Source organism: Bradyrhizobium sp. C9, assembly GCF_002532045.1.
Lineage (GTDB): Bacteria > Pseudomonadota > Alphaproteobacteria > Rhizobiales > Xanthobacteraceae > Bradyrhizobium.
In genome coordinates this window covers 55,075-78,825 of sequence record NZ_NWTG01000013.1, presented here as the reverse complement: position 1 = coordinate 78,825, position 23,751 = coordinate 55,075, and the positions used below count along the sequence as shown (strand labels likewise).

The 23,751-nt window shown below is 65.8% G+C and carries 23 protein-coding genes; 13 read left to right on the top strand and 10 right to left on the bottom strand.

Going from position 1 to position 23,751, the window contains the following annotated elements; genetic code table 11:
* Positions 1 to 135: 135 nt before the first annotated feature.
* Complete coding sequence (locus CO675_RS24280) at positions 136 to 1,620, bottom strand: NCS1 family nucleobase:cation symporter-1 (protein WP_097674373.1); 1,485 nt, start codon at positions 1,618 to 1,620, stop codon at positions 136 to 138.
* Positions 1,621 to 1,737: 117 nt separating this feature from the next.
* A complete protein-coding gene (gene hrpB, locus CO675_RS24275) occupies positions 1,738 to 4,206 on the bottom strand; it encodes an ATP-dependent helicase HrpB (RefSeq protein WP_198964723.1) in 2,469 nt (822 codons plus the stop codon).
* Positions 4,207 to 4,420: 214 nt separating this feature from the next.
* Between hrpB and CO675_RS24270 the strand changes: the two genes are divergently transcribed.
* The 9 genes from CO675_RS24270 to CO675_RS24230 all read left to right on the top strand — a co-directional run bounded on the left by CO675_RS24270 (position 4,421) and on the right by CO675_RS24230 (position 12,585).
* On the top strand, positions 4,421 to 5,512 hold the full coding sequence (locus tag CO675_RS24270) for an acyltransferase family protein (RefSeq protein WP_097674372.1): 1,092 nt from the start codon (positions 4,421 to 4,423) through the stop codon (positions 5,510 to 5,512).
* 234 nt (positions 5,513 to 5,746) lie between these two features.
* The gene (locus tag CO675_RS24265; RefSeq protein WP_097674371.1) at positions 5,747 to 6,358 is read left to right on the top strand and encodes a sigma-70 family RNA polymerase sigma factor; all 612 of its coding nucleotides are present in this window, start codon (positions 5,747 to 5,749) and stop codon (positions 6,356 to 6,358) included.
* 415 nt (positions 6,359 to 6,773) lie between these two features.
* A complete protein-coding gene (locus CO675_RS24260; protein ID WP_097674370.1) occupies positions 6,774 to 7,469 on the top strand; it encodes a cytochrome c biogenesis CcdA family protein in 696 nt (231 codons plus the stop codon).
* 18 nt (positions 7,470 to 7,487) lie between these two features.
* Positions 7,488 to 8,066, top strand: a complete 579-nt coding sequence (locus CO675_RS24255; protein WP_097674369.1) for a thioredoxin family protein — start codon at positions 7,488 to 7,490, stop codon at positions 8,064 to 8,066.
* A gap of 119 nt (positions 8,067 to 8,185) precedes the next feature.
* Positions 8,186 to 9,592 (top strand): cytochrome ubiquinol oxidase subunit I, encoded by a 1,407-nt coding sequence (locus tag CO675_RS24250; RefSeq protein ID WP_097674368.1) that lies wholly within the window; start codon positions 8,186 to 8,188, stop codon positions 9,590 to 9,592.
* Positions 9,589 to 10,590, top strand: a complete 1,002-nt coding sequence (gene cydB, locus CO675_RS24245; protein ID WP_097674367.1) for a cytochrome d ubiquinol oxidase subunit II — start codon at positions 9,589 to 9,591, stop codon at positions 10,588 to 10,590. The genes CO675_RS24250 and cydB overlap by 4 nt, the downstream gene beginning before the upstream one ends.
* Complete coding sequence (locus CO675_RS24240; RefSeq protein WP_097674366.1) at positions 10,590 to 10,721, top strand: DUF2474 domain-containing protein; 132 nt, start codon at positions 10,590 to 10,592, stop codon at positions 10,719 to 10,721. Before cydB ends, CO675_RS24240 begins: the two co-directional genes overlap by 1 nt.
* A gap of 168 nt (positions 10,722 to 10,889) precedes the next feature.
* Positions 10,890 to 11,483 carry a L,D-transpeptidase gene (locus CO675_RS24235; protein WP_097674365.1) on the top strand — a complete coding sequence of 198 codons (594 nt, stop codon included), beginning with the start codon at positions 10,890 to 10,892 and terminating at the stop codon, positions 11,481 to 11,483.
* 64 nt (positions 11,484 to 11,547) lie between these two features.
* On the top strand, positions 11,548 to 12,585 hold the full coding sequence (locus tag CO675_RS24230; RefSeq protein WP_097674364.1) for an amino acid ABC transporter substrate-binding protein: 1,038 nt from the start codon (positions 11,548 to 11,550) through the stop codon (positions 12,583 to 12,585).
* Positions 12,586 to 12,846: 261 nt separating this feature from the next.
* On the opposite strand, the gene CO675_RS24225 is transcribed toward CO675_RS24230, so the two are convergent.
* Both CO675_RS24225 and CO675_RS24220 read right to left on the bottom strand, forming a co-directional pair.
* Complete coding sequence (locus CO675_RS24225) at positions 12,847 to 13,986, bottom strand: acyl-CoA dehydrogenase family protein (protein WP_097674363.1); 1,140 nt, start codon at positions 13,984 to 13,986, stop codon at positions 12,847 to 12,849.
* A 159-nt stretch (positions 13,987 to 14,145) separates the two neighbouring features.
* Positions 14,146 to 15,330 (bottom strand): acyl-CoA dehydrogenase family protein, encoded by a 1,185-nt coding sequence (locus CO675_RS24220; RefSeq protein WP_097674362.1) that lies wholly within the window; start codon positions 15,328 to 15,330, stop codon positions 14,146 to 14,148.
* Between the two features lie 168 nt (positions 15,331 to 15,498).
* On the opposite strand from CO675_RS24220, the gene CO675_RS24215 reads away from it, so the two are divergent.
* On the top strand, positions 15,499 to 16,044 hold the full coding sequence (locus tag CO675_RS24215) for a carboxymuconolactone decarboxylase family protein (RefSeq protein WP_097674361.1): 546 nt from the start codon (positions 15,499 to 15,501) through the stop codon (positions 16,042 to 16,044).
* Positions 16,045 to 16,179: 135 nt separating this feature from the next.
* Positions 16,180 to 16,674 (top strand): VOC family protein, encoded by a 495-nt coding sequence (locus CO675_RS24210; RefSeq protein ID WP_097674360.1) that lies wholly within the window; start codon positions 16,180 to 16,182, stop codon positions 16,672 to 16,674.
* A 98-nt stretch (positions 16,675 to 16,772) separates the two neighbouring features.
* Here CO675_RS24210 and CO675_RS24205 read toward each other — a convergent pair whose 3' ends face one another.
* Both CO675_RS24205 and CO675_RS24200 read right to left on the bottom strand, forming a co-directional pair.
* Positions 16,773 to 17,276 carry a DUF2938 domain-containing protein gene (locus CO675_RS24205; RefSeq protein ID WP_097674359.1) on the bottom strand — a complete coding sequence of 168 codons (504 nt, stop codon included), beginning with the start codon at positions 17,274 to 17,276 and terminating at the stop codon, positions 16,773 to 16,775.
* A complete protein-coding gene (locus CO675_RS24200; RefSeq protein WP_097674358.1) occupies positions 17,269 to 18,132 on the bottom strand; it encodes a class I SAM-dependent methyltransferase in 864 nt (287 codons plus the stop codon). The genes CO675_RS24205 and CO675_RS24200 overlap by 8 nt, the downstream gene beginning before the upstream one ends.
* A gap of 96 nt (positions 18,133 to 18,228) precedes the next feature.
* Between CO675_RS24200 and CO675_RS24195 the strand changes: the two genes are divergently transcribed.
* Positions 18,229 to 18,654, top strand: coding sequence for a helix-turn-helix domain-containing protein (locus CO675_RS24195; RefSeq protein ID WP_097674357.1), 426 nt, complete (start codon positions 18,229 to 18,231; stop codon positions 18,652 to 18,654).
* A 19-nt stretch (positions 18,655 to 18,673) separates the two neighbouring features.
* Here the strand turns inward: CO675_RS24195 and CO675_RS24190 are convergent, their stop codons facing one another.
* From CO675_RS24190 to CO675_RS24180, 3 genes are all read right to left on the bottom strand, one after another.
* On the bottom strand, positions 18,674 to 19,888 hold the full coding sequence (locus tag CO675_RS24190) for an MFS transporter (protein WP_097674356.1): 1,215 nt from the start codon (positions 19,886 to 19,888) through the stop codon (positions 18,674 to 18,676).
* Positions 19,889 to 20,007: 119 nt separating this feature from the next.
* The gene (locus CO675_RS24185) at positions 20,008 to 21,252 is read right to left on the bottom strand and encodes an MFS transporter (protein ID WP_097674477.1); all 1,245 of its coding nucleotides are present in this window, start codon (positions 21,250 to 21,252) and stop codon (positions 20,008 to 20,010) included.
* 293 nt (positions 21,253 to 21,545) lie between these two features.
* Complete coding sequence (locus tag CO675_RS24180; protein ID WP_097674355.1) at positions 21,546 to 22,043, bottom strand: type II toxin-antitoxin system HicB family antitoxin; 498 nt, start codon at positions 22,041 to 22,043, stop codon at positions 21,546 to 21,548.
* Positions 22,044 to 22,161: 118 nt separating this feature from the next.
* Here CO675_RS24180 and CO675_RS24175 point away from each other — a divergent pair, with 118 nt between their 5' ends.
* The gene (locus CO675_RS24175) at positions 22,162 to 22,938 is read left to right on the top strand and encodes a protein-L-isoaspartate O-methyltransferase family protein (protein ID WP_245452890.1); all 777 of its coding nucleotides are present in this window, start codon (positions 22,162 to 22,164) and stop codon (positions 22,936 to 22,938) included.
* On the opposite strand, the gene CO675_RS24170 is transcribed toward CO675_RS24175, so the two are convergent.
* On the bottom strand, positions 22,929 to 23,618 hold the full coding sequence (locus tag CO675_RS24170; RefSeq protein ID WP_097674354.1) for a DUF938 domain-containing protein: 690 nt from the start codon (positions 23,616 to 23,618) through the stop codon (positions 22,929 to 22,931). The two genes, CO675_RS24175 and CO675_RS24170, sit on opposite strands and share 10 nt — an antisense overlap.
* Positions 23,619 to 23,751: the final 133 nt, after the last annotated feature.

Here is a 23,751-nt window from a genome sequence, read left to right as displayed (position 1 = left end):
CGACGCTCCGCCGCGAGCGAGGGCGGCAGCGCGAGCCTGCCATTTTGGCGAAAAGGATGAGCGAAGGGTTAATGCGAGCCCGCTGAGGCGGCCGAATGTCGTCGGCCGCCTCACAAAGCCGGAATTTGCCGGCCCTCAGGCCGTCCTGGCAACCGGGCTCGGCATCGCAACCCGCAGCGCGTAGTACACGGCGCCCGCGATGGCGACCCCGAAGAACCAGCCATAGACCGCCCACCACGACGGCAGGATCGAGGTGAAGTTCGGCAGCACCGACGAGAACAGCGCGCCGACGGCCGCTGCAATCAGGGCGCTGACGTTCCAGCCGTTCTGGAAGCGATATTCGCCGTCCTCCTGATACAGCGCCGGCACGTTCACGCGGCCTTTGGCGATCAGATAATAGTCGACCATCATGATCCCGTAGATCGGCCCCATGGTCGCGCCGATCAGCCCGACGAACGAGGCGGCGCTGCCCTCCCAGGGCGCGAACGGATAGAGCGCCAGCGCGATCAGCGCCGCGATGTAGCCGCCCTTCTTGAAGTCGATATGCCGCGGAAACACGTTGGAGAAATCGAACGCCGGCGAGACGAAATTGGCGACCACGTTGATGCCGAGCGTTGCCACCGCGAAGGTGACCGCGGCAAGCAGCGCCAGGAACCAGCTATCGAACTTCGCCGAGATCTGGTCGGGATGCAGCAGCACCTCGTGATAGACGTTGAACGCTGCGATCGTGGTGACACCGGCGACCAGCGAGAACAGGATCAGATTGACCGGCAGGCCCCAGATATTGCCCTTGCGCAGCGCGTTGACGTCCGGCGCATAGCGCGAGAAATCGCAGAAGTTGAGATAGAGCGCGGCGAAATAGGTGATCCAGGTCGCGGCGACGGCGCACAGTGCCGAGAACGAGCCGGGCACCCCGGGCACGCCGGCCTCCTTGGTCTTCTCCAGCAGCACGTCCTGCGGGATCGGCGCGGTCAGCGAGATGCCGCCGGCTGCGATGCAGAGATAGATCGCAAGGATCAGCATCATCAGCCACACCGCCGGCCCTGCCCAGTCCTGGAAGCGCCGCACCGTTTCCATGCCGCGCTGGATGATCAAGAGTTGCAGCGCCCAGATCACCACGAAGCAGATCACCTCGAGGGTGGAATGGCCGAGCATGTGACTCGACTGGTGGAACGTCTTGAAGCCGTCGATGCGCGTCAGCAGCGCGACGATCGCACCCGAGGCCGCCGCAGTCTGCGCGCCGTACCAGAAGCAGGCGACGATGGCGCGCACCAGCGCCGGAATATTGGCGCCCCAGATCCCGAACGAGGCCCGCGCCAGCACCGGATACGGCACGCCGGTCCGCACCCCGGCATTGCCGATCAGGCTCATCAGCACGAAGATCACCAGCGAGCCGGCGCCGATCGCGATGATGAAGTTGACGAAGCTGCCGCAGAGCAGGAACAGGCTGGCGGCGAGATAATAGCCCCACAGGCTATGCACGTCCGAGGTCCAGACGTTGAAGATGCTGAAGGCGCCCCAGTTGCGTTCCCTGGCCGGCGCCAGGTCTTCGTTGTACAGCGACGGCGATGCGTTCTTGATCTCCACGGTGGCCTCCCCAATGCGAGCCCGTGATCCCATCCCAGCCCGCAAATCTAACCACCGTTTGCCGGCGCTCGCCAGCGCTAGAGGTCGTCATGATCGGGAAAAGGACTCAGTGTCGTCCCGGCGAATGAGAGAAAGCGTTGCCTCGAAGATTCAAGTACCGCGCGGTTTCACCCGCCTTGTCGGCATCGCGCTGGCGGGATCTTCCGGCCAGGGATGGCGCGGATAGCGGCCGCGCAGGTCGGAACGCACCGCGGCGTAGCTGCCGCGCCAAAAACCCGGCAGGTCGCGCGTCACCTGCACCGGACGCTGCGCCGGCGACAGCAGCTCCAGCACCAGCGGCACCGCGCCTCTGGCGATCGAGGGATGGGTGTTGAGCCCGAACAGTTCCTGCAACCTGACTGCAATGGTCGGGCCCTGCTCGGCCTCGTAATCGATCGCAAGCTGCGTTCCGGTCGGCGCCTCGAAATGCGTCGGCGCCTCGCGATCGAGCCGGGCGCGCAATTCCCACGGCAGCAGCGCCATCAGCGCGTCCGACAGCTCACCGGCCGAGAGATCCTTCAGCGCGGTCTTGTCGTAGAGTGCGGGCACCAGCCAGTCGTCGGCGCGCGCGGCAAGCGCCGTGTCCGACAGATCGGGCCAGCTTTCGTCCTCGGCCTTGCGCAGGAACATGATTCGATCGCGCCACTGCTTCGCCTGCTTCGACCACGGCAGGCGGTCGAGCCCGGCGGCGATCAGGCCGTCGGCGAACACGCGCGCGGTCTCGGCCGATGGCTTGAGCGGCATCGGCGCCTCGGAGAACGTGATCGCGTGCAGCGAACGCCGGCGGCGCGCGCGCAGCGCCATCGCGCCGCGGTCGAACGTCACCTCTTCCACATTTTCGATCTGGTCGGCGAAGCGCTGCTCGATCTCCTCCTGAGTGATCGGCGCCGCCAGCAGGATGCGGCCGTTCGCGGCGGTGCCGGTCAGTTCGGCGACTGCGATATAGGGCAGCCGCGCCAGCGCCGCGGTCTGCTCGACGGCGGCGCCGCGGCCATTGGCCAGCACGAAGCTGCCATTGCCGCGGTTCTTCGCGACACGGTCCGGGAATGCGAAGGCCAGCATGACGCCGGTGGAGAGATCCTTCGGCTCGCTCGCTGCCACCTTCACCTGCGCAGCCCAGCGCACGGCCATGCTGCGCGCGCTCGATGCGCGCTGCGAGCGGTCGCGGCGGAACTGGTCGAGCCTGTGGTCGAGATCGACGCTGTCGCCGCCGAGCCCGCGCTCGGTCAGCACCGCGGCGATTTCGGCCGCCTCCTCGCCGGCACCAAAGCGGGCGGAATCCACGATCATGCGCGCCAGCCGTGGCGGCAGCGCCAGCGCGCGCAGGCTCGTGCCTTCCTCGGTGATGCGGCCGTCGCCATCGAGCGCACCGAGCTCGCCGAGCAGCGATCTCGCTTCCTTCAGCGCCGGCCCCGGCGGCGGATCGAGGAAGGCAAGGCTCGCGGGATCGCTGACACCCCATTGCGCGAGGTCGAGCACCAGCGAGGACAGATCGGCGGAGAGGATCTCGGGCGCGGTGTAGGCGGGCAGCGATGCGGTCTGCGGCTCGTCCCAGAGACGGTAGCAGACGCCGGGCTCGGTACGGCCGGCGCGGCCGCGCCGCTGATCGACCGCGGCGCGCGAGGCCCGCACCGTCTCGAGCCGGGTCAGCGCGATATCCGGCTCGTAGCGCGGCACCCGCGCCAGGCCGGAATCGACCACGATGCGCACGCCCTCGATGGTCAGCGAGGTCTCGGCAATCGAGGTCGCCAGCACCACCTTGCGGATGCCCTTCGGCGCCGGCGCGATGGCGCGATCCTGTACGGCGGCATCGAGCGCGCCGAACAGCGGCACGATCTCCACTGCCGCATCGTGCACGCGCTCGGCGAGAAACGTTTGGGTGCGGCGGATCTCGGCCGCGCCCGGCAGGAACGCGAGCACCGAGCCGGCATCGGCGCGCAGCGCGGTCGCGATCGTCTCGGCCATCTGCCGCTCCAGCGGCGCATCGACCTTGCGGCCGACGTAACGGGTCTCGACCGGAAAGGCGCGGCCTTCGCTCTCGACCACCGGCGCATCGCCGAGCAACTTGGCGACGCGCGCGCCGTCGAGCGTTGCCGACATCACGAGGATGCGCAGGTCCTCGCGCAGGCCGGTTTGCGCGTCGCGCGCCAGCGCCAGCCCGAGATCGGCATCGAGCGAGCGCTCGTGGAATTCGTCGAACAGCACCGCGGCGACGCCGGTGAGCTCGGGATCGTCGAGGATCTGGCGCGAGAAGATGCCCTCGGTCACGACCTCGATCCGCGTCGCGCGCGACACCTTTGAGCCGAAGCGCACGCGATAGCCGACGGTCTCTCCGGGACGTTCGCCGAGCGTCTTCGCCATCCGCTCGGCGCTGGCGCGCGCGGCGATGCGGCGCGGCTCCAGCACGATGATCTTCTTCCCCTTTGCCCAGGGCGCATCGAGCAGCGCCAGCGGCACGCGCGTGGTCTTGCCGGCGCCCGGCGGCGCGACCAGCACGGCGGCATTGTGGCGATCGAGCGTGCGGTCGAGCTCATCGAGCACGGCGTCGATCGGCAGCGGGCTATCGAAGTGGTGCGGCAAGGAGTCTCATCGCGGCAGCGGCGCTCGGCCGACCTGCCTCCCTGTGGTTAACAAAGCGCGGTTTCTTCTAGGATTTCCGGGCCTCTTAGACCATTCGCCGGTGACAGGGAACCGGGGAAAGGTCCGGCTTCGGCGGCACATCATTTGTAAGGATAAAGGAGAAAGCAACAGATCGGGCCGATGATGAGCCCGATCACGCCGGAACGGGACAAGGATGACCACAAACGGCACACAGGCTGCGACAGATCGTTCCCTTGATCGATCACTTGATCGATCACTCGGGAACGCGGCCACGCGCGTCGATTGGGTCGACTATGCCAAGGGCATCTGCATCGTCATGGTGGTGATGATGCATTCGGTGCTGGGGGTCGAGAAGGCCGCCGAGCAGACCGGCTTCATGCATTATGTCGTGATGTTCGCGAAACCGTTCCGGATGCCGGACTTCTTCCTGATCTCGGGGCTGTTCCTGTCTGTCGTGATCGATCGCGACTGGCGCACCTATCTCGACCGCAAGGTGATGCACTTCGCTTATTTCTATGTGCTGTGGGTGACGATCCAGTTCGGCTTCAAGGCGCCGTCGCTGGCCGCCGAAGCGGGCTGGGCCGCGGTCGGACTGCAATATCTCGAGGCCTTCATCGAGCCGTTCGGCACGCTGTGGTTCATCTATCTGCTGCCGATCTTCTTCGTCGTCACCAAGCTCACGCGCAACGTCCACCCGCTCGCGATCTGGCTGGTCGCAGCGGCGCTGGAGAGCGCGCATGTCATGAGCGGCTGGACCGTGATCGACGAGTTCTGCGCCCGCTTCGTCTACTTCTTCACCGGCTATGTGCTCGCGGCTTACGTGTTCGCGCTGTCGGACCGCGCGCGGGCGCGGCCCGCATTTGCATTGCTCGGGCTTGGGCTCTGGGCGCTCGTCAATGGCGGCCTGGTCGCGCTCGATGTCAGCGAATGGCCGGTGGTCTCGCTCGCACTCGGCCTCGCCGGCGCCTGCGCGATCATCGTGACCGGCACTCTCTTGGCGCGCGCGCAGTGGCTCGGCTTCCTGCGCTTCTGCGGCGAGCACTCGATCGTGATCTACCTCGCCTTCTTCCTGCCGATGGCCGCGTCGCGCACCCTGCTGTTGCGGTTCGGCATCATCCACGACATCGGCCTGGTCTCGCTGATCGTCACCGTGGTCGGCGTCGCAGGCTCCCTCCTGATCTGGCGGCTGGCGCTGGCGGGGCGGGCCAATTTCCTGTTCGAGCGGCCCGACGCGTTCTGGATTGCCCCGAAAAAGGCAGCGCCCGCTCTGCAGGCGGCCGAATAGTGCCAAAAGTCACGGCCCGGATTCGTTCCGCCGACCGAGAACCGGCCCGTTCGAATTTCCGCACGTTGAAATAACTGGCTTTTTGGACCCGAATGTTTCGTCGCCAGGACCACGACGAAACAATTCTCCCGGTCACGAAACCATTTTCCGCTTTTCGCGCAGACATCCGGAAACGGGCGCTAACTAACAATTCTCCCAACGAACCGCCGCCCAACGGCGAACTGGGAGCCTGTCATGCCGAACGTCATCGCCATCAACTCTGCAGCCAAGAAGCACATCGAAGCTGCACGCGCGACCTCGGATGAAACGCTGCTCGCGCATATCGCCAAGAATAACCGCACCTCGATGCACACGCTCTATGCCCGTCACAACGTGCGGGTTTACCGCTTCGTGCTCCGCATGGTGCGCGACACCACGATGGCCGAGGACCTGGTCAGCCAGGTGTTCCTCGACGTCTGGCGCACCGCGGCCCAGTTCGAGGGCCGCTCGCAGGTCTCGACCTGGCTGCTGTCGATCGCCCGCTTCAAGGCGCTGACCGCGCTGCGCCAGCGCCGGCATGAGGACATCGACCAGGAGGACGTGCTGGAGATCGCCGACGGCGCCGACACGCCGGAAACCTCGCTCGATCGCGCCACCACCAGCGAGATCCTGCGCGCTTGCGTCGCCAAGCTGTCGCCGGCCCACCGCGAGATCATCAATCTGGTCTACTACCATGAGAAGTCGGTCGAGGAGGCCGGCCAGATCATCGGTATCCCGCAGAGCACGGTGAAGACCCGCATGTTCTATGCCCGCAAGCAACTCGCCGACCTCCTGAGGGGCGCTGGCGTGGACAGCGTTGCGGCCTAAAGCAAAGCAAATTCAGTAATTTAGGAAGGGATCAAGCAACCCGGACAATTGTCCACGAAGCCAAAAAAGTTCAGCGACGAAACAATTGAAACAATCGACGACATCACCCGGAAAAACGCGATCTCTATACCCATATCCAACGACGCAACCCCAACCCCAATTCACTGACCCAAGTTTCGATACCTCCCAAGTTCTAACCTCCCAAGTAACCTCCAACGACCCGGCCGGGATGCCCCCCAGCCGGGTCGCTCTGTTTTGGGCGCGCGGTCGTGAGGCCGAACGCATTTCGTCTCACACGGACGTGACGGCGCTTGGGACTGATCGGCCGTAACGGCCCACGCCGTCCTCGCGAAGAACATCAGGCGTACCCGGCACGGCCCTCTGGCGCGCCGGGACTTCCGATGGACGGACGACGATGCTCAGCCTTGCCCTTGCCCTGCTTGCCGGTGTCGCCACCGTCGCCGCGCCTTGCACCCTGCCGATGCTGCCGATCCTGCTTGGGGTATCGATAGGCCAGACCGGCAAGGCGCGGCCCGCGATGATCGCGCTCGGCTTCGTGATGTCATTCTCTGCGGTGGCATTGCTGCTGAGTGCGATCACCCGCGCCTTCGACTTCGATCCCAACCTGCTGCGGACCGGCGCGGCCGTCCTGCTCGCAGGCTTCGGCCTCCTGATGATCTGGCCGGCGCCGTTCGAATGGCTGGCGATTCGGCTCACCGGTGCCGCCGGCAACGTTAGTCAGGCCGGGCCGTCGCCGAGCCTGTTCGGCGGCTTCGTGCTCGGCTCGACGCTCGGCCTGGTGTGGACGCCGTGCGCCGGTCCCGTGCTCGGCTCGATCCTGACCATCGTCGCGACCTCGAAGGACACGGCGTGGGCGAGCCTGCAGCTCGTGACCTATGCGATCGGCGCCGCGATCCCGATGCTCGTCATTGCCTATGGCGGGCAGGCCGTCACCACCCGCGTGCGCAGCATGGCGCGGATCGCGCCGCGGCTGCAACAGGGATTCGGCGTCGTGATCATCGCGTTCGCCGCGCTGTCCTACCTGCAATACGACACGCTGATCGTGGCGTGGCTGACCCAGTTCTATCCCAATGGCCAGATCGGCCTGTGAGCTCATAAGGAGAGATCGATGTCCCTGCGCTTGATTGCCGTATCCACTCTGGTGGCGGGCCTTGGCCTCGGCGGCGCCGTCATCCCCGGCCTCTGCACCGAGTCCAACGCGCCGGCCGTGCCCGTTCCGATGGCGACTGCGATGACGACCGCGCAGAGCCAGGCCGCGCCCGAATTCGCCGGCATCAGCAACTGGTTCAATTCGCAGCCGCTGAAGCTTGCCGACTTGCGCGGCAAGGTCGTGCTGGTGGATTTCTGGACCTATGGCTGCGTCAACTGCGTCAACACGCTGCCGCATGTCACCGAACTTTATGCAAAGTATCGGGATCGCGGCCTCGTCGTGATCGGGGTCCACACGCCGGAATTCCCGTTCGAGCATTCGGCCACCAACGTGCAGGCGGCGCTGAAGCGGCACGGCATCCTCTATCCGGTGGCGCAGGACAACAATTCGCAGACCTGGAACGCCTACGGCAACCAGTATTGGCCGGCGCAATACATCATCGACCAGAACGGCAAGATCGTGTTCCAGCATGCCGGCGAGGGCCGGTACGACGAGATCGACCGCACCGTGGCCCGGCTGCTCAACGCCAATAGCTGACTGGACAATTTGTCCGCGAATTGGACAATCCAACGTCATTCCCGGCATGCTAGGCTTCATGTTGGGAATGCGCGATCCCGAAGCTGATCGCGCCGTAAATCGACGACGGACGGTGCGTCATGTTCGAAGGCTGGGATGCGGTCGTACTCGCCCGCGCGCAATTCGCTTTCACGATGTCGTTCCACATCGTGTTCCCCGCATTCTCGATCGGGCTTGCGAGCTACCTCGCCGTGCTCGAAGCGCTGTGGCTGGCCACCAAGCGCGAGGTCTACATCAACCTGTTCAATTACTGGCTGAAGATCTTCGCGGTCGCGTTCGGCATGGGCGTGGTCTCGGGCATCGTGATGTCCTACCAGTTCGGCACCAACTGGTCGTCGTTTGCCGACAAGACCGGGCCGGTGATCGGCCCGATGATGGCCTATGAGGTCCTGACCGCATTCTTCCTCGAGGCGGGCTTCCTCGGCGTGATGTTGTTCGGGCTCGAGCGCGTCGGCCCGAGGCTGCACTTCGTGGCGACGCTGATGGTCGCGATCGGCACGCTGATCTCGGCGTTCTGGATCCTGTCGGCCAATTCCTGGATGCAGACGCCGGCCGGCCATGCCGTCAATGCCGACGGTCAGTTCGTCGCCGCCGACTGGCTGAAGGTGATCTTCAATCCGTCGTTCCCCTATCGCCTCGTGCACATGGTGCTGGCGGCGTATCTCACCACCTCGCTGGTGGTCGGCGGGGTTGGCGCCTGGCATCTGCTGCGCGACCAGCATCTGGCCGGCCCGCGCGTGATGTTCTCGATGGCGATGTGGATGGCGACCCTGGTGGCGCCGATCCAGATCCTCGCCGGCGACCAGCACGGCCTCAACACGCTGGAGCACCAGCCGGCCAAGGTGATGGCGATGGAAGGCCACTTCCAGAGCCACAAGGACGGAGCGCCGCTGATCCTGTTCGGCTGGCCCGACCAGCGCGAGGCGAAAGTGAAGTACGCGATCGAGGTGCCGAAACTGTCGTCGCTGATCCTGAAACATTCGCTCGACGCACCGCTCGCCGGCCTCGACACCGTGCCGCGCGAAAACTGGCCGCCGGTGCCGATCACCTTCTGGGCGTTCCGCATCATGGTCGGGCTGGGCTTCCTGATCCTGGGGCTCGGCCTGCTCAGCCTGCTGATGCGCTGGCGCGGCATGATGTACCAGTCACCGCTGCTGCATCGCTTCGCGGTCCTGATGGGCCCGGCCGGCTTCATCGCGGTGCTCGCCGGCTGGATCACCACCGAGACCGGGCGGCAACCGTTCACCGTCTACGGGCTGCTGCGCACCACCGATTCGGTCTCGCCGCTGGCAGCGCCTGCGGTGGGCTCGTCGCTGATCGCCTTCATCATCGTCTATTTTGCCGTGTTCACCGCGGGCGTGATCTACATCCTGCGGCTGATGGCGCAGCCGCCGCATCCCGGCGAGCAGGGCCCGACCAAAGACCTTCCCGCCCGCGCCGCCGGCATCACGCCGGCGGCAGGTGCAGCCGTGGAGGGCGCGCGATGATCGACCTCGCCACGATCTGGGCCTTCATCATCGCCTTCGCCGTGTTCGTCTATGTCGTGATGGACGGCTTCGACCTCGGTCTCGGCATCCTGTTTCCGCTGTTTCCGCAAAAGGCCGACCGCGACGTCATCATGAACACGGTGGCGCCGGTGTGGGACGGCAACGAGACCTGGCTGGTGCTCGGCGGCGGCGGCATGATGGCGGCGTTTCCGCTCGCCTATGCGGTGCTGATGCCGGCGCTCTACACCCCGATGATCGCGATGCTGCTCGGCCTCGTGTTCCGCGGCGTCGCCTTCGAATTCCGCTGGCGGACCCAGAAGGCGCGCAACAAGTGGGATCTCGCCTTCGCCGGCGGCTCGCTGGTCGCGACGATGGCGCAGGGGATCGCGCTCGGCGCCATCCTGCAGGGCATCCATGTCGAGGGACGCCACTATGCCGGCGGCTGGTGGGATTGGCTGACGGCGTTCAGCGTGCTGACCGGCATCGCGCTGGTGATCGGCTATGCGCTGCTGGGCGCGACCTGGCTGGTGATGAAGACCGAAGGCGAGCTGCGCGAGCGCGCCTATCACCTGAGCTGGATGTTGCTGGTCGCGATGCTATGCGCGATCGGCGCCGTCAGCATCGCAACGCCGTTCCTGGCCGTGCAGTACACCCAGCGCTGGTTCGCCTGGCCCAACATCATCCTCACCGCGCCTGTCCCGATCGCGGTCGCCGCCGTCACCGCGCTCTTGCTGCGCGCGCTCGGCAACAAGAACGACCACCAGCCGTTCTTCCTGACGCTCGCCCTGTTCGCACTGTCCTATGCCGGGCTCGGCATCAGCATGTATCCGTACATCGTGCCGCAAAGCATCACGATCTGGCAGGCGGCATCGCCCGCCAACAGCCAGATCTTCATGCTGTTCGGGGTCTCGATCCTGGTGCCGCTGATCCTCGGCTACACCGCCTGGGCCTATTGGGTGTTCCGCGGCAAGGTGCGCCCCGGCCACGGATACCATTGATGCCGTCACCGGGCCCGAATCAGCGGCCGCTCGGGCAGCGCCTGCTGTGGTTCGCAGCGCTCTGGCTCGGCGGCGTCGGCACCGTGACCCTGGTCTCTTTCGCGTTGCGACTCTGGATTGCGCCGAAATAAGGCCGTCCACGCGGCGTGCCACGAGCCCCGTGACAAAAAACAGAAGCATTACAGTGATATAGTGTGATGCCCGCCCTAAACTTGCCATCAAGCTGCCGCTGAGATTTGATGCCTCGCGCGATTTGGGTGGAGCAACCATTGGCCGCGCGCCAACAAGGAGAGCTTTGCATGACGAAACTTCGTCACCTGGTCTGGATGTTGATCGCCACGGGCGCGCTCGTGCTGTCGACGTCGCAAGGCTTTGCCCAGAACCGCCCGGACGCCGACGAGCCGGGCCTGATCGCCGACGACAGCTACCAGCTCGATCCGGAATGGCAGAAGCAGGTCGTCTACTACCGGACCAACGAGGCGCCGGGCACCATCATCGTCTCCACCGCCGAACGCCATCTCTATCTCGTGCAGGGCAACGGCCGTGCGCTGCGCTACGGCATCGGCGTCGGCCGCGACGGCTTCACGTGGCAGGGGCTGGTGACCATCACCCGCAAGGCCGAGTGGCCGGATTGGACCCCGCCGCCGGAAATGATCGCCCGCCAGCCCTATTTGCCACGCTTCATGGCGGGCGGCCCGGGCAATCCGCTCGGCGCGCGCGCGATGTATCTCGGCACCACGGTGTACCGCATCCACGGCACCAACCGGCCCGACACCATCGGCACCGCGATCTCGTCCGGCTGCTTCCGCCTGGTCAATGCCGACGTCGCCGATCTCTACAACCGTGTTCCCGTCGGCACCAAGGTGATCATCCGGCAGAAGCCCGAACTGTAATCTCGACCCACCCGCCTTCGATATCCGACCTGTTTTTCCCCCGATCATTCGCGAGAGAGAACCCATGCGTACATTTCGAGGCGGCCTGACGATCGGGCTCGCGGTCGCCGCGCTGGTTGCGGCCGCCGCCATCACCTATGAGCGTTACGACACCCGCACGCTGAAGCGCACCGTCCGCCGCGGCGACGTGCTGTGCGGCGTCAACAAGGGCCTGCCGGGCTTCTCGAACCCCGACGACAAGGGTAACTGGACCGGCTTCGACGTCGACTTCTGCCGCGCGGTAGCCTCGGCGATCTTCGACGATCCGTCGAAGGCGAAGTTCGTTCCGCTCGACGCCAGCGAGCGCTTCAAGGAGCTGCAGAACCGCAAGGTCGACATCCTCTCGCGCAACTCCACCTGGAGCATGTCGCGCGAGACCAATTACGACCTCTATTTCCCGGCGGTCGCCTATTATGACGGCCAGGGCTTCATGATACCGCGCTCGCGCAACATCGATTCTGCGCTCGACCTGAACGGCAGCAAGGTCTGCGTGCAGGCCAACACCACGACGCAGCTCAACCTCGCCGACTATTTCCGTGCCAACAACATGAAGTACACGGAGATGAAGTTCGAAAAGCTGGACGATGTCGTGAAGGCTTATGACACCGGCCAGTGCGACACGCTGACGTCGGACGCCTCGCAGCTCTATGCGCTGCGGCTCAATCTCTCCAAGCCGAACGACCACACCATCCTGGCCGACATCATCTCCAAGGAGCCGCTGGCGCCGGTGGTCCGGCAGCGCGACGACGACTGGATGATGATCGTGAAGTGGACGCTCTACGCCATGATCAACGCCGAAGAACTCGGCATCACCTCGAAGAATATCGACGAGGCGCTGAAGTCGAAGAAGCCGGAGGTGATGCGGCTGGTCGGCACCGAGGGTTCCTATGGCGAGGATCTCGGCCTGACCAAGGACTGGGCGGTGCGCATCATCCGCCATGTCGGCAATTACGGCGAGGTCTACGACCGCAACGTCGGCGCCGATTCCAAATTGAAGATTCCGCGCGGCATGAACCAGCTCTGGAACGCCGGCGGCGTCCAGTACGCGCCACCGATCCGTTGATTTCGCCCCAGCGTCATTGCGAGGAACGAAGCGACGAAGCAATCCATGCCGCCGCGAGCGACGAGATGGATTGCTTCGCTTCGCTTGTAATGACGGCACTACTCTAGCAACCAACGATCGCTGTCATACCCCGCGAAGGCGGGGCATCCAGTACGCCGCGGCTTCTCGGCTCAAGCACAAGTGCCTCTGGAATACTGGGCGGATTCGCCCGGTCGAGCCGGGCGATGACAGTGTGTTGTGGGGCGACGACGAAGCCTCGCCTCAGTACCCCTTGCCCTGCGCCAGCTGATCGGTGTGGAAATTGCTGTCGCCGAACAGCTCCTGGCAGACGCGGGCGCGCTTCATGAAGAAGCCGATGTCGAACTGGTCGGTCATGCCCATGCCGCCATGCATCTGCACGCCCTCCTGGACGGCCAGCGTCGCGGTGGTGCCGGCGCGGGCCTTGGCGACCGAGACCGCATTGCCCGCCTTGCCCAGATCGGCATCGAGCGCCTGCAGCGCCTTCAAAACGGCGGCGCGGGTGATCTCGATATCGATGTAGAGCTCGGCGGCACGGTGCTGCAGCGCCTGGAACTCGCCGATCGCCTTGCCGAACTGCTTGCGCTCCTTCAGATAGGCCACGGTGCGGCCGAACACCTCGTCGGAGAGCCCGACCATTTCGGAGGCGACCGCGCCACGGCCGATATTGAGCACGCCCTCGAGCAACCCGCCTCCCTGATCGACCTCGCCGAGCACGCTGTCGGCATTGACCTCGACATTGTCGAACACGATGCGCGCCGCGTTGTGCGAATCGACCATCGCGGTGCGCTCGACCGCGAGGCCCTTGGCCTTCGGATCGACCAGGAACAGCGTCAATCCGTTCTTGTCGCCGGCGCTGCCGGCCGTGCGCGCCGCGACGATGAGGAGATCGGCGGTATGGCCGTCGACCACGAAGGCCTTGTCGCCGGACAGCTTGAAGCCGTTGCCGGAACGCGTGGCCTGCAACTTCGTCTGCAGCGGGCGATGCTTGGCGCCCTCGTCGATCGCGAGCGCCGCCAGCAGCGAGCCGTCGGCAATTTTCGGCAGATGCAGCGCCTTCTGCGCCTCGCTGCCGCCGCGCGATAGCGCTGAGGCCGCGAGCACCGAGGTGGCGAGGAACGGCGACGGCATCAAGGTGCGGCCGATCTCCTCCATGACGATGCCGGCCTCGACGCAGCCGAGCCCGCTGCCGCCGAACTGGTCCGGCACCAGAAGACCGGAGAAGCCCATCTCGGCAAAGGTCTTCCAGAGTTCGCGCGAGAAGCCGGTGGTGTCCTTGCTGTCACGCAGGCCGCGCAGATGCGCCACCGGCGCCTTGTCGCTGATGAGACCGCGCGCACTGTCGCGCAGCATGGATTGTTCTTCGGTGAGGACGAGGGCCATGGATGGATTCCGCTCTTCGATAATTCAGACGATGTTGAGTTCGTCATTCCGGGATGGCCCGAAAGGCCAGGCCCGGAATCCATAACCACGATCGGGAGTATGGATTCCGGGCTCGCGACTGCGTCGCGCCCCGGAATGACGGGATGGTGAAACGCTGCTTCACGCCCCCGGCAGATCGAGGATGCGCTTGGCGACGATGCCGAGCATCACCTCCGAGGTGCCGCCCTCGATCGAGTTGGCCTTGGTGCGCAGCCAGGCGCGCGGACGGGCGCCGCCCCTGGAGCGGTCGCTTTCCCATTCCAGCGCGTCGATGCCGCCCGCCGACATCAGGATCTCGTAGCGGCGCTTGTTGAGCTCGGTGCCGTAATATTTCATCGCCGACGAGAACGCCGGATGCGATTGCCCGGCCTTAGCGAGATCGACCGCGCGCTCCGCCGCCGCGGCGAGCGCGGCCTCGTCGACCTCGAAGCTCGCGATCTGGCTGCGCAGCTGGGCGTCGTCGAGCCTGCCCTGCGCATCCGCGCCGACCGAATCGGCTGCGATCTGGCCGAGCGGACGGCCGACGCCGCGCTCCCCCATGCCCGAAATCATCGCACGCTCGTGCTGCAGCAGATATTTCGCGACATCCCAGCCGCGATTGACTGACCCCACGACATGCGACTTCGGCACGCGGACATTGTCGAAGAAGGTCTCGCAGAACGGCGAATAGCCGGAGATCAAGAGGATCGGCTTCGTGGACACGCCCTTCGACGTCATGTCGAAGAGGATAAAACTGATGCCGTCGTGCTTCTTGGCCGCCGGATCGGTGCGCACCAGGCAGAAGATCCAGTCGGCATAGTTGGCGTAAGACGTCCAGATCTTCTGGCCATTGATGATATAGTCGTCGCCGTCGCCGACCGCGCGGGTCTGCAGCGAGGCGAGGTCGGAGCCGGCGTTGGGCTCGGAATAGCCTTGGCACCAGCGGATCAGGCCCGCGGTGATTTTCGGCAGATGCTCCTTCTTCTGCTCCTCAGTGCCGTATTGCAGCAACGCCGGTCCGAGCATCGAGATGCCGAACGAGGTCAGCGGCTGACGCGCGCCGATCGCCGCCATCTCCTGGCGCACGATCTTGGCTTCCTCGCCATCGAGGCCGCCGCCGCCATATTGCTTCGGCCAATGCGGCACGGTCCAACCCTTGTCGCGCATCCGCTCGAACCAGACCCGCTGCGCGTCCGACGAGAATTTCGCGTTGCGGCCGCCCCAGAAGGTGTCGCCATCGGAGGTCATCGGTTTGCGCATCTCCGCCGGGCAGTTCTGCTCCAGCCAGGCGCGGGTCTCCGCGCGGAATTTCTCGAGGTCAGCCATGGTGCGTTTCCAGTCAAAATCGACGAATTGGATTCGACCTTAGACCTACGCAGCCGCCGAATTCAATATGCCTCGCAGCCGCGCCATGCTCTGGCGTCGCTACTCGCCTTGCGCATTCGGGTGTATCGCCGATGTGGGGTAACGATTGAAAAACAAGAGGAAACGGACATGCGGCTGAAGCTGCTTTCGCCTAGCGAAATGAACCCCGCCCAGAAAGAAACCTACGACGAGTCGATCTCCGGCAAGCGCGGCGCGCCACCGGCGCCGATGATGGCCTGGCTCAACAGCCCGGAGATGGCGCGGCATGCCACGCGGCTCGGCGAGGTGCTGCGCTTCGACACGATCTTCCCGCCGAAGCTGTCGGAGATCGCGATCCTCGTCACCGCGCGGCACTGGACTGCGCATTACGAATGGTATGCCCACAAGCGCCTCGCGCTGAAGGGCGGCCTCGATCCGAAGATCATCGAGGACATTCGCGTGCGCCGGACACCGAGCTTCGACGATCCCAAGGCCAGGATGATCTACGACGTCGCCAAGGCGCTGCACGAAGGCCACGGCCTGCCGAAGGGACTGTATGACGAGGCGATCGAGGTGCTGAGCCTGCGCGGCCTGGTCGAGGTGATCGGCCTCTGCGGTTACTACACCATGGTGTCGATGACGCTGAACACGTTCGAGTTCCAGCTGCCCGGCGGCGAGTTGTCGGAGCTCTGCTAGGACCAGCCGAACCACGGCGCCGTTCGGAAACGCTGGGTTTCCGAATGGATGCTCCGGCCCCGGCAAATCCGGATTATATCAGGCGGCGAAGCCTTGCCCCTGACGGCAAGGCATGGATGCCAACGGAGCCAGGTCATGCCGGAAAATCCCCCCATCATCGCGGGCACGCGGATCGGGCATGTGCACCTCAAGGTCGCCGATCTCGAGCGGGCGCTCGGCTTCTATTGCGGCGTGCTCGGCTTCGAATTACAGCAGCGCTTGGGGACGGACGCGGCCTTCATCTCGGCCGGCGGCTATCACCACCACATCGGCCTCAACACCTGGGAGAGCAAGGGCGGCCGTCCGCCTCCGCCCGGCACCACCGGCCTGTTCCACACCGCCATCCTTTATCCGACCCGCCCGGCGCTCGCCGATGCGCTGCATCGGGTGCTGTCGGCCGGCATCCAGCTTGATGGCGCCAGCGACCACGGCGTCAGCCAGGCGCTCTATTTGCGCGATCCCGACGAGAACGGCGTCGAGCTCTATTGGGACCGGCCCGAAGCCGAATGGCCGCGCAGCGCCGACGGCAAGCTGTCGATGTTCACGCGACGGCTGGATCTGGAAGATCTCTTGAAGCAGCGGGCGGCGTAATTCCGCAACGCGGATTGTAGCCCGGATGAGCGCAGCGAAATCCGGGGTTCGCTCCGTGAGGCGATACTGCTCCCGGATAACGCTTCGCTCCATCCGGGCTACGGGTCCAGTAATAGGTGCGCGAGCCAACCCGCAGCGTAGAGCCCGATGCCGAACACCGCATGCGTCAGGACGCTCTGCAGCCGCGCCGCCCATGGACGGGGCGTTCGGCTCGCGGCGATGCCGGCGCCCATCGCGGGCTGCATTACCAGGAACGGCGCGGCCACGCTGCCGATCCCGACGATCAGCGCCGGAGCGATGGTCGGCTGCCGCGCCCAATCAGGGCCGAAGATCGCAAGCAGCACGCCGGCAAAGCCGATCCCGATCAGATAATGCGCGGACCATCCGATCACCCGTTCGCCCGCGACCTGCGGTGACGCGGCGATGCGCTCGTGCCGCAGGCGGCCCGATGCGAGATGGCCGAGCCAGCGGCCGACCAGGGCATAGTCCAGCGACGGCATGCCAAGCAGCCGCGTGCGGACCATGCCCCAGACATCCATCACGATCGTCGCGCCGGTCCCGATCAGCACCGCACTTGTCAAAAAATCCACGGCGTCAACCATGCGCAGCCTCCACTGGCGCGCTCGCCGCGACCATCCAGCAGGCCGCGGTGAAGCGAATCTCGTTGCCGTGGATGTAACGGTCGAAGGCGCCGCGCACGGTCTCGATCACCTCTGTGCGACGCGGCTTTTCCATCCCCTGCAGCGTCGTACCGACCGGGCCGAGCCAACTCACGTAACGGGTCAGCTCCGATGCCGGAAAGCTCAAGGCGACATCGACCGGCTCGATCGCGACCGCGTCCCAGCCGCTATCCTCCAGGATGCGCGCGACCCGCTCCCGGTCCGCGAAGCCGAACTGCCCCGGCGCATCGGGGCGCCGCGCCGGAAGATCGGGCAGCAGCGGCTTTGCCGCGCGCTCTGCCGTGGTCATGAACAGGTTCTCGGCGGCGTCCCGCCACGCGATGAAGCGAAGCGCCGCACCCGGCCGGGCCGCGCGGCGCAGATTGGCGAAGGCCTGCACCGGATCGGCAAAGAACATCACGCCAAGGCGCGAGATGATGATGTCGAAATTCGCCTGCGCAAAGCCATGGGTCTGCGCGTCGGCGCAGATGAAGTCGGTAGATAGCCCCTCCCGCTCCGCGCGGACGCGCGCCGCCGCGATCATCGGTGCGGAGATGTCGATGCCGGTGCAATGCCCTTGCGGGCCGAGCATGTGAGCGACGGCGATTGTCGTGGCGCCCGTGCCGCAGCCGATATCGAGCACATGGCTGGCCGCGGCATCGGCCACCGCCCGGACGAGCAGCGCTTCAAGCGGCTTGAACATCGCTTCGAGCACGTCGCGCGTCTCGACCCAGGCAAGTCCGGCAGCGCCGTTCCAGAGTCTGACCTGCTCGTCCTCGGCCTGCGGTGTGGCACTCATGATCTCGTCCTCTTGCGTATTTACCTGTCCTGGTGCTTGCCTCGCGCAAGCGCCTGGCGGCACACTGCCAGTTCAAGTGAACTTGAGGTCAAGGCCATGCGGGACATCGACATCGCGGAGGTGGCGCATTTATCGGGCGTTCGCGCCTCGACCTTGCGCTTCTACGAGGAAAAGGGGCTGATCGCCTCGCATGGACGGCGCGGGCTGCGCCGGCTGTTCGATCCGGGCGTGCTGGACCGGCTGGCGCTGATCGCGCTAGGCCGCGCCTCCGGCTTCGCGCTCGACGAGATCGCAAAAATGTTCGCGCCCGACGGCAGGCCGCGCATCGACCGGAAATTGCTCGCGGCGAAGGCCGACGAGCTCGACCGCACCATCCGCCGGCTCAACGCGATGCGCGATGGCCTGCGCCACGCCGCCGTCTGTCCCGCGCCGAGCCACATGGAATGCCCGACCTTCCGCCGCCTGCTGCGGGTCGCCGCGGCCGGCAAGATCGGCGAGAAGAAATCACGAAAGAAATCGTAGCCCGGGTGAGCCAACGGGGCTACTTCCCCTTCGTCATGATCGCCGCCGCCGCGATCAGCTCCAGCCCGATACAGCCATAGAACGGCAGCGCGTAGCTGCCCGAGAGGTCGTGCAACAGCCCGATCACGCCGGGGCCGAAGGCGTAGGTGATCTGGTTGATCGCAGTGATCAGGCTGACCAGCACGCCGAACGCGCGCGGATCGAACTCGCGCTGCACGATCAGCGCCGGCAGCGTGATCAGATTGCCGACCGAGAAGCCGAACAGCGCGCAGGCGGCGATCTGGGCGATGTCGTTGTGCACATTGATGATGACGACGAGCGCGACCGCCTGGCTGACAAAGGACAGCGCCGACGCCAGCCGCTGGTTGAGCCGGTCGATCACGAAGGAGAACGAGACCCGGCCGACCACGGCCATCGCGGTCAGCAGCGCCATCGCCACCGTGGCCCGCTCGCGGCCGATCACCTGGTCGAGATAGGCGATCAGATGCACGATGAAGCCGACCTGGGCGAACAGCACCAGCGCGAAGGCGATCGAGACCGAGAGGAAGCGGATGTCGCGCAGCGCCCGGGCGCGCACCTGGGTCGCCGACGGCGCATCGGCCGCCGCTGACGTCACCGCGTGCAGATGCACTGGCGGCCGCCCGACGAAGATCAGGATGACCGGCACCATCACCACGACGAGCGCCACCGCGGCTGCGATCATCGCGCCGGAGAAGCCGAAATAACCGATGCCGGCAACCAGCAGCGGGACGCCGACGATGCCGCCGAAGCTGGCGCCGTTCAGCGCCAGGCTGATCGCCATGCCGCGCTTCTTGTCGAACCACAGGCCAAGCGTGTTGGTGATGATGCCAAGGCTGGTGCCGGCCCAGCCGAACGCCAATAGCGCATCGGCGAGATAGAGCTGCCAGGGCTCGCGCACCTCGCCGATCGCAACCGCCGCGACGGCCATCGCGAGGGTGCCCGCGATCAGGCAGCTGCGCGCACCGAACGCCTTGATCGCCTCGCTGACGAAGGCCACCAGCGCGGCGCCGAACAAATAGAAGAAGGTCGTGCCCGACGAGATCAGCGACGCCGGCCAGCCGTGCAGCCGCTGCAGCTCGGCGACATAGACGCTCTGTCCATAGAAGCCCAATCCCCAGCCAAAGGTCGCAAGCAGGAAGCAGACGACGACAATGCGCCAGCCCTCATAGCCGAGCGCGGATTCGTCATGCAGCGCGGGTGATGATGTGTCCATTTCTTGCTCTTGCTTCTCACATCGTCAGGGCCGGATTAAATCCGTTCCCACGATGTGAGCAGCCTTGCAAGCCGATCATTTCGAAACCGGTCGAAGTGTCAGCAATTGGCAGCAGGAAATTAGATGCCGGCGTCCGGGATTTCTTCCACCGCACGCAATTTCGCCCGCCGCTTGGCGAATGACGCAAGCAACAGCACGACGAGCCCGAGCAGCACCGGCGGAAACACCACCATGTTGACGGCGTTCCAGCCGTAATGCGCCAGCAGCTGGCCCGACGAGAACGAGCCGATCGCCATCATGCCGAACACCAGGAAATCGTTGAACGCCTGCACCTTGTTGCGTTCCTGCGGCCGGTGCGTCTCCAGCACCAGCGCGGAGGCGCCGACGAATGCGAAGTTCCAGCCGATGCCGAGCACGAACAGTGTCGCCCAGAAGTGAGGCGCGGTGATGCCTGACAGCCCGATCATCGCGGCCACCGCCTCCAGCGCCAGCCCGAGCGCGACGATGACGGGCGCACCGAAGCGGGCGATCAGCGAGCCCGTGAAGAAGCTCGGGCCGTACATCGCCACGATGTGCCACTGGATGCCGAAATTGGAATCGCTGACCGACAGCCCGCACATCTTCATGGCGAGCGGCGCCGAGGTCATCACCAGATTCATCATCGGATAGGCGATCACGCCGCACAGCGCAGCGGCGATGAAGCGCGGCTGCCTCGCGATCTCGAGCAGCGGGCGGCCGCCATGCAGATCCGCCGCCGCGGGCTTCGGCGCGTCGACACCCGACAGCACCGCCATCGCCACCAGCGCGACCAGCGCCTGCATCACGAAGGAGAACGCGAACAGATAAGGCGGCCAGATGTCCATGGTCCATTGCACGAGTTGCGGCCCGAGCACGCCGGCGAATACGCCGCCGGCCATCACCCACGACACCGCCTTGGGCCGGAACGCGACGCTGGCGCCATCGGCGGCGGCGAAGCGATAGGACTGCGCGACGGCGCCATAGAGCCCGCCGAGGAAGGTCGCACCGCAGAACAGCCAGAACGACGAGTGCAGGATCGCCCAGGCGCCGAGCGCACCGGTGAGCGTGCCGCAGAAGGTGCCAACGATGAAAGCGACGCGCCGGCCGTAAGCGCGCGAGATCGCGCCGGTCGGCAGCGTGCCGGCGGCAAGGCCCAGCACATACATCGAGAGCGGCACCGTCGCGAGCGAGATGTCGGGCGCCAGCGTCGCGCCGACGATCGAGCCGGTGGCGAAGATCACGGCCGAATTTGCACCTGTCAGCGCCTGCGCCGCCGCAAGCCGCCACACATTGCTGCGCGCCCGCGCGTCATCGGTCGTCTCGTTCGCAGCCGTCACGTCGATCATCTGAAATCCCGCCTTGAAGCCCCGGCGGGAGCCTCCAATCGCGCGCACTATGGAGAGCAGGTGCAGGCCGATCAACCGGCGCAAACGGACGAAGGCCATGCGGGAGGCGCACGGTTGTTGGCCAGGTCGAACACCGACACTCCGGCGTCGTCCTGGCGGCAGCCGGGACCCGTAACCACCGAGTCTTGTTGCGAGAGGGATCGCCGCCCCAGCTACGTGCAACAACCAGCATTTGGGGTAATGGGGCCTGGCTTTCGCCAGGACGACGTCACGCCTGTTGTATCGCGCGTCACCTACCGCACAGGCTTCTTGCCCGGCCGCTTCTCGGCGCGCAGCGCGCCGGTCTTGTGCACCTTGGAGCGCGGCGCGATCGGGGCGCCGCGCGGATAGCCGCCCGGCCATTCGAGCGCGAGCGAACTGGCAAAGCCGAAGAAGCTCGAACGGCTCATGCCGAGCTCGGCGGCGCGCTTGTCGATGCGCGCGATCAGGCTCTTCGGCAGATAGACGTTGACGCGCTCGGACGGATCGGGCGGATCGACGCCCACCATGAAGAAGGCGGCCACATCGGAGCCCTTCGGCGGCACGATCCGCTCGATCGGCGTCGGCTCCGGCAGCGGGTGGCCCTGCTCGACCCAGCCGTCCACCGCCTGCGCCAGCGCATGCTCGGCGCGCTCGATCGCCTCCTCCTGCGACTTGCCGCCGGCGACACAGCCGGGAAAGTCGGGAAACCACGCCCCGAACGCGCCGCGCGGTCCGCGCTCTAGCACGGCCGGATAAAGCCGTCTCTTCATTCTGGCCTCCGTCGTTGAAGTATGCTATTTCACACACGTCGGTGTGTCAAATCACACAATACAAGGCAGGCAGCAGTGATGGACCCGCAAGCCGAACTCCGCATCATACGAGCCGCCTATGCCAAGCAGATCATGGCCGCCGCATTTCGTCGGCCCGGGACCCTGGCTGATGCTGCGATGGGGCCGCGACTACGCGCCGACGCCCGATGCCGATCCGGTCTACCTCTACACCAACGATCTGGTCGCGCTGTTGCCCGAGCGCCGCCTCAACAACGGTCAGCCGTCGCTGCACGCCTATCTCATGCACCACGCCGCGCCGGCTAGCGGCGAGCATGTGGTGCATATCGGGACGGGCACAGGCTACTACACGGCGCTCCTCGCGCATCTGGCCGGACCGGCCGGCCGCGTCACCGGCATCGAATACGACCCGGAGCTTGCCGCGCGCGCCCGCGCCAATCTCGCCCCCTATCCGAATGTCGAGATCATCGCAGGCGACGGCACGCGCGCATCGTTCGATCCAGCCGACGTGATCTATGTCAATGCCGGCTGCACCCAGCCCGCCGCGCGATGGCTCGACGGGCTTGCCGACGGCGGCCGCCTGATCCTGCCGCTGACGTCGGATGAAGGATTCAAGGGCGGCGCGCCGGAGCAGATCGCGCGCTCCGGCGCGGTGTTCCGCGTGCGGCGCGAGGGCGTACAGTATCAAGCCACCTGGATCTCACCAGTCGCGATCATTCCCTGCGACGGCGGACGCGAGGAGGCGTCCGAAAAAGTGTTGGCCGAAGCCTTTGCCCGCGGCGGCTGGCAGAGGGTGACACGGCTCTACCGCGATGCCGAGATTCCCGACGAACGCTGCTGGCTGCGCGGCGATGCGTGGTGCCTGGCCTACGATTGAGCCGCACCCGTCCGCACAAACATCAAAATCATGTTGTTGGCCGGCATCTCGAAGGCCCCGTCAAGCTTGAGCCCGACGCTCTCCGCAAGCGCCTCGACCTCAGCGATATCGCGCACGCCCCATTCGGCGTCGCGTTCGCGCAAGGACGTGTCGAACACCGCATTGCTGAGCGCGGTATGCTTGCCGCCGCGCTTGAACGGGCCGTAGAGGAACAGCCGGCCGTCGGCACGCAGATGCCGCGCGGCACCCGCGAACAGCCCCTCGGCCACGCGCCACGGCGCGATGTGGATCACATTGGCGCAGAAGATCGCGAGCAATTTGTCCGGACCTTTGCCGTCCGCTGGCACGGGTGACCAGGCCGGGTCGGACAGATCGATCGGCTGCGGCGGCCGGATGTTTGGTAGGCCGGCATACGCGCGCCAGGCCTCGATGCTGCGCAGATGCGCGGCGTGGAGATCGCTCGGCCGCCAAATGATGTCGGGCGTCTGGCCGGCGAAATACACGACATGCTGGCCGGTGCCGCTGCCGGCCTCCAGCACGTCGCCGGATCGGCCGGCGAGGTAGTCCTTCAGCACCGCCCAGATCGGCTGGTGATTGCGATGGAACGCTGCCGCGTCGAGCCGCCCGTCCGCCTCGACCGGTCTGCCGTCCTTGCCGAACTCCACCACAAACTCCGCCACTACGCTTCTCCTTGAGGGCTCAACCGCACACACATGACAGGCGGATGGACCGCCACGCTTCCATTAACCCCGTCGCAACGCGCCTATTCTCCGAGTTGCCAGCCGATGGCCTTTGTGCTTCCACTCTTTATAT